Below are 6,063 nucleotides of genomic sequence, written 5' to 3' on the forward strand. Positions count from 1 at the left end.
TCCGTTGCAGTTTCTGGGGCCAGCGCGGCAGCGTACGCAAATTTTCGCTAGGGCAACGATAAGCCGCAGTTGTTCCAGCAACTTTTGGTTTCCGGTGTGGTTATTCGCGCGTCCATAACGTCGCGGAGAACATCGATGAAGAAGACAGCAGTGGTCCTTGGTGCCGTCGCCACGCTCGCCGTGGCCGCGGTCGCAGCCCCGCAGCAGGCAGAAGCTCGCGGCCGCGGATTTGGCCCCGCCCTGATCGGCGGCCTTGCGGCCGGCGCCTTGATCGGCGCTGCGACCGGGGCTTACGGTTACGGCTACGGTCCGGGCTACTACGGCGGTTACTATGGCGGCCCGTATTACGGTGGTCCAGTCGGCTATTACGGTCCCGGCTGGGGCGGCTATGGCCCGGGTTGGGGCGGCGGCTACTACCGTCCGCGCGTGGTCTATTATGGCGGTGGTTATGGCTATCGGCCCTACGGCTACCGCTCTTCCTATGGCTACTACGGAGGTCCGGTGATCCGCGCCGGCTTCGGTGGCGGCTGGGGGCATCGCGGCTGGGGCCACCGTGGATGGGGTCATCACCGCCACTGGTAAGCGAATTCGGCGGATCGAGCGGAGGCGGCAACGCCTCCGCTTTTTTGCGTGTCGCCTAAGCTTGCTTGACCTCGCGGTGCAGCGCTTGGGCGAGCGAGGCGCGGAGAGCCTCCAGCGTGTAGGGTTTCTGCAAAAGCGGAAAGCCTTCGCGAAGCGCCGTAGCGGTGCCCTCGCTATAGCCGGATGCGAGGACAACCGGCGTTTCCGCGTGATGCTCCCGGATCAGTCGTGCCAATTCGAGGCCGCTCATGCCCGGCATGACGATGTCTGAAAATACCAAGTCGATATCGCGCCGCTTATTTAATATTTCGACGGCCGCTTCGGCCGATGTGGCGCGCACCACGTTGAAGCCGCATTGCTCGGCGTAGTCCGCCGCCACCGCCGCGACGTCCGGATGATCCTCCACCAGCAACAGTGTTGATGAGCTCGGCACGTGCAGCTCCGGCAGCTTGAGGGCTGCGTCGTCGCGTACGACGTCGGCGGCCGAGCGGGGCAGGTACAACTCGAACCGCGAGCCTTTCCCTAGTTCGCTCTCGACGGTGATGGCGCCGTTCGATTGCTGCACGAATCCATAGATCTGGCTGAGGCCGAGACCGGTGCCGCGATCGACCGATTTGGTCGTGAAGAACGGTTCGAAAATGCGGTCGCGGATGTCTTCCGGAATGCCGACGCCGGTGTCGGCGAAGCTCAGCACCGCGTAGTCGCCGGTCAGCTTGCGCGGGCCAAAATTCTTCAGCGTCTCGGTGCGGATCGCGATGGTGATGCGGCCGCCGTCCGGCATGGCGTCGCGCGCGTTGAGCGCAAGGTTGAGCAGCGCGATCTCGAACTCGTTGGCATCGATCAACACCACGACCGGCTTGAGTGGAGTTTCGATCTCGATGGCGATGTCGCTGCGTACCGATTGGCGCAGCACGTCGGCGAATTTGGTCAGGGCTTCGCCGAGATCGAGCGGTTTGGCCGCCACGTTGTGGCGGCGCGAGAACGACAGCAACTGACGCGTCAGAGCCGTGCCTTTGGCGACGGCCGAGTCGATCATGTCGAAGCTGCGGCGATCCTGAAGATCGTTGTGGCGCCGGCGCAGCTTCTGCACCGAACCGCCGACCACCATCAGCAGATTGTTGAAGTCGTGCGCGACGCCGCCGGTGAGGCGGCCGAGCGACTCCAGCCGCTGCGATTGCTTTAGAGCGTTCTCGGCCGCCTGGCGGCGCGCGGCTTCTTCGTAGAACTTCTGCGTCCGCGTCATCGCCAACAACACGATGGCGATCAGCGCCGCGGTGGCGGGCAGGCCAACCAGGAGATAAGCGCCGAGCTGCTTCAGCCAGGCGGCACGGATGGCGCTGGTCTCGAGGCCAGCGAACACATACAGCGGCAGTCCCGGCAATTTTCGATACGACACACGGCGCTCGATGCCGTCGATCCGCGATACCGAGGTGAAGCTGCCCTCGGTGCGGCCGTCGCGAATGGCTTGTCCGACCGCGCCGTCGCCTTTGACCTCCTTGGCAGCGGCTCGCGGAACACGCGCCAGCACGGCGCCATCGTCCCGGATGAGCGCGGCGTAGCTTCCCGACTCGCGGCCGATCTTGGCGTAGAAACCATCAAAGTAATCGGGCAGCACCGAGGCCTGGATGATGCCGTCGAAGCTGCCGTCGGCGGCCGTACGCCGCCGGCTGACCCCGAAGAACGGCGCGCCGCTGTAGGGCCGGCGCGGTTCGAGTACGCGGCCGATATAGGTGCCGATGTCACCGTTCAGATGCGCGGCGAAATAATCGCGGTCGGCGAATTCGCCGGGCGGTGAGGGGAAGAACAGGCTGTTGACCAGCGTGCGTCCCGAGCGGTCGAATATCCACAGCGACTTGATCTGTTCGGAGCCGTCGGCGAGCCGCTTCAGGCGGTCGTGGAGAACTTTTTCGTCGGCGGATATCTGGTCGTCCGGCATGTCGCGAACGACCTCGCCGATCTCGGCGAGCGAACGCTCGACGACCTCGAAAGTCTTCAGCGCATGTTCGGTGACGATGTCGCGCGACTTCTCGATCTGGCGTTCGGCATTGGCCTGGTTGGTCTGATAGGCGAGCCAGCCTGCATAACTGAATAGACCGAGCGGCAGAACCACAGAGGCGACCAGGATCGCCCTTAGCAGCCGCAGCGAATCACGTTGCGCTGTCAGCATGTCCGTAGCGGGTTGAGGTCGATGCCATCGGTTGTCATTAAGCATCTTTTCGCGCCACTGGGAAATTCATTCGGCAGAAGAGGAGTGGGAACGCTGTCGGTCGTTGTCTTTCGGTCAGGGCAGGCCCGGACAGACCGTCGCTTGGCGCTTGCTGTAAACAATGGATGTTACTGCTGATTTGCCAAACTGCCGGGCCGCTCCCGGACGAAAGGATGCCATGCGCGCTGGTTGGTTCGGCTTGCCGGTATTGCTTCTCGCCACGTTTCCGGCTCACGCGGCCGATCCGGGCAACGGCGAAATTCTGGCGAAGCGATGGTGCACCGGCTGTCATGTCGTCTCCGAATCGCAGACCAAGGGCACCGACATCGCGCCCTCGTTCCCGGCCATCGCCTCCCGGCCGGGCTTCGACGAGCATAAGTTGGCGTTCTTCCTGCTCGAACCGCATCCCAAGATGACCAACATGGCGTTGTCGCGAGCCGATACCGGCGATCTGGCCGCCTATATCGCAGCCCAAAAGCACAAGTGACGTCGGCTCGGAGGCGCCCGGCCAGCGTCTCGACGCAAGGCGCTCTGCGGCTTTCCCGGCATCCTTGCGGGATCGTTTGATCCGGGTGCCGTTGGTTGAGCAAAAGTCCGTTCTACACCGAGGACCATCACGCATTTCGTGAGGTGGTTCGCCGTTTCGTGCACAAGGAGATCGAGCCTTTCGCCCATCAGTGGGACGAGGCCGAGGGATTTCCGCGCGAACTCTACGAGAAGGCGGCGGCGATCGGGCTGCTCGGGCTCGGTTTTCCCGAAGAATACGGCGGCACGCCGTGCGATCAGTTCATGTGGATCGTCGCGACGCAGGAACTGGCGAGGGCCGGCGCCGGCGGCGTCAGTGCCAGCCTCAACAGCCATTCGATCGGCGCCCCGCCGATCGCGCGTGCCGGTTCAGCCGAGCTGAAAGCGCGGGTCCTGCCGGAAATATTGTCGGGCAAGAAGATCTCGGCGTTGGCGATCACCGAGCCGTCGGGTGGCTCAGACGTCGCCAACCTGCGCACGCGGGCGGTGCGTGACGGCGACCACTACGTGGTGACGGGCGAGAAGACCTTCATCACCTCCGGCATGCGCGCCGACTACATTACCACCGCGGTGCGGACCGGCGGGGACGGACCGGGCGGCGTCAGCCTGCTGCTGATCCCGGGCGACACGCCCGGATTGTCGCGGTCGCCGCTGAAGAAGATGGGCTGGTGGGCATCCGACACCGCGACGTTGCATTTCGACGGCTGCCGTGTGCCCGTCGGCAATCTGCTCGGCACCGAGGGCGCCGGCTTCATGATCATCATGATGAACTTCAACAGCGAGCGCCTGACGATGGCGGCCGGCTGCATCGCGGCATCGCGCGTCTGTCTGGAAGAGGCGACCGCTTACGCCAAGGAGCGCACCACGTTCGGCAAGCCGCTGACCAAGCATCAGGTGATCCGCCACAAGCTGGTCGACATGGCGCAGAAGATCGCGGCCTCGCAGGCGATGCTGGAGCTGCTCGCCTGGCGCGTCGATCAGGGTGAGAGCCCGATCGCCGAAATCTGCATGCTGAAGAACCAGGCGACGCAGACGATGGCGTTCTGCGCTTCCGAGGCCGTGCAAATCTTCGGCGGCGCCGGCTATATGCGCGGCGGCAAGGTCGAACGCATCTACCGCGACGTCAAGGTCAACGCCATCGGCGGTGGCACCGAGGAGATCATGAAGGACCTCGCCAGCCGGCAGATGGGATTGTGAACGTGATATCAGAGTTCGTCATTCCGGATTGCGACCAAAGGGAGCAAGTCCGGAATCCATAACCACCGTCCGTGATTATGGATTCCGGGCTCGCGCTCCGCGCGCCCGGGAATGACGAACGATAGTACGAACGACAACAACAAAGCGAGATTCCGGGTTCGACCGCCTGCGGCGGTTGCCCCGGAATGACCAGGGAAGAAACCGATGCTGTTCACTGCCGATCACGACGAGCCGCGCCGCATTCTGCAGAAATTCATCGCCAGCGATATCAATCCGCATGTCGAGGAATGGGAGAAGGCCGGCATCTTCCCGGCGCATGAGCTGTTCAAGAAGCTCGGCGATCTTGGCTTCCTCGGGCTGAACAAGCCGGTCGAATATGGCGGGCAGGGGCTCGATTACTCCTACGCACTGATGATGGCCGAGGAGCTCGGCGCCATCAATTGCGGCGGCGTGCCGATGGCGATCGGCGTGCAGACCGATATGGCGACGCCGGCGCTGGCGAAGTTCGGCTCCGACGAACTGCGCAAGGAATTCCTGGCGCCGTCGATTGCCGGCGACTACGTCGCCTGCATCGGCGTCTCCGAACCTTCGGCCGGCTCCGACGTTGCATCGATCAAAACGACTGCGCGGTCCGACGGCGACGACTACGTCATCAACGGCGGCAAGATGTGGATCACCAACGGCACCCAGGCCGATTGGATCTGCCTGCTCTGCAACACCGGCGACGGACCGATGCACCGCAACAAGTCGCTGATCTGCGTGCCGATGAAGACCAAGGGCGTCAGCATCGCCCGCAAGCTCGACAAGATGGGCATGCATTCATCCGACACCGCGCAGATCCATTTTGACGACGTTCGCGTGCCCAAGCGCAATCGCATCGGCGAAGAGGGCAAAGGCTTCACCTATCAGATGGTGCAATTTCAGGAGGAGCGGCTGTGGGGCGCGGCCGCCTGCATCAAGGCGCACGAGAAGACGATCCAGAACACCATCGAATACACCCGCAGCCGCAAGGCGTTCGGCAAGCCGCTGCTCGATAACCAGGTGATCCATTTCCGGCTCGCCGAGTTGCAGACCGAAATCGAACTGCTGCGTTCGCTGATCTACCGCGCCGCCGAAGCGATGCTGGCCGGCGAGGACGTCACCGGCCTCGCCACCATGGCCAAGCTCAAGGCCGGCCGCCTCGGCCGCGAAATCCCGGATGCCTGCTTGCAATATTACGGCGGCATGGGCTTCATGAACGAGACGCTGGTCAGCCGCTCCTATCGAGACTCGCGGTTGACCTCGATCGGCGGCGGCGCCGACGAGGTGATGCTCGGCATCCTGTGCAAGATGATGGGCACGCTGCCGGGGCGGCAGTAAGTTAGACCGCCTTCGTCATTGCGAGCGAAGCGAAGCAATCCAGCCCAGTGTACTGAACTGGATTGCTTCGTCGCTTTCCTCCCCCCATGACGGTAAATGGATTTGGGCCGGTTAAGGGGCCCTCTCCCCCAAGGCCAAAAAGTTTGGGCTCCTGGTCGCCCCTTAACCCCAAACCCTTTTCCCCGAAAGGGGCG

Annotated in this window: 5 protein-coding genes; 4 read left to right on the forward strand and 1 reads right to left on the reverse strand. The window is 63.5% G+C overall.

What is annotated here, in order from left to right:
• The first annotated feature begins 135 nt into the window (after positions 1-135).
• Complete coding sequence (locus I5M_RS07595) at positions 136-582, forward strand: hypothetical protein (RefSeq protein ID WP_022720851.1); 447 nt, start codon at positions 136-138, stop codon at positions 580-582.
• 55 nt (positions 583-637) lie between these two features.
• Here I5M_RS07595 and I5M_RS07600 read toward each other — a convergent pair whose 3' ends face one another.
• On the reverse strand, positions 638-2,749 hold the full coding sequence (locus I5M_RS07600) for a hybrid sensor histidine kinase/response regulator (RefSeq protein ID WP_022720852.1): 2,112 nt from the start codon (positions 2,747-2,749) through the stop codon (positions 638-640).
• Positions 2,750-2,966: 217 nt separating this feature from the next.
• On the opposite strand from I5M_RS07600, the gene I5M_RS07605 reads away from it, so the two are divergent.
• The 3 genes from I5M_RS07605 (at position 2,967) to I5M_RS07615 (ending at position 5,869) form a co-directional block, all read left to right on the forward strand.
• A complete protein-coding gene (locus I5M_RS07605) occupies positions 2,967-3,275 on the forward strand; it encodes a cytochrome c552 (RefSeq protein WP_022720853.1) in 309 nt (102 codons plus the stop codon).
• A gap of 95 nt (positions 3,276-3,370) precedes the next feature.
• A complete protein-coding gene (locus tag I5M_RS07610) occupies positions 3,371-4,510 on the forward strand; it encodes an acyl-CoA dehydrogenase family protein (RefSeq protein ID WP_022720854.1) in 1,140 nt (379 codons plus the stop codon).
• Between the two features lie 204 nt (positions 4,511-4,714).
• A complete protein-coding gene (locus I5M_RS07615) occupies positions 4,715-5,869 on the forward strand; it encodes an acyl-CoA dehydrogenase family protein (RefSeq protein ID WP_022720855.1) in 1,155 nt (384 codons plus the stop codon).
• Positions 5,870-6,063: the final 194 nt, after the last annotated feature.

It is taken from the genome of Rhodopseudomonas sp. B29 (assembly GCF_000333455.1).
GTDB lineage: Bacteria > Pseudomonadota > Alphaproteobacteria > Rhizobiales > Xanthobacteraceae > Rhodopseudomonas.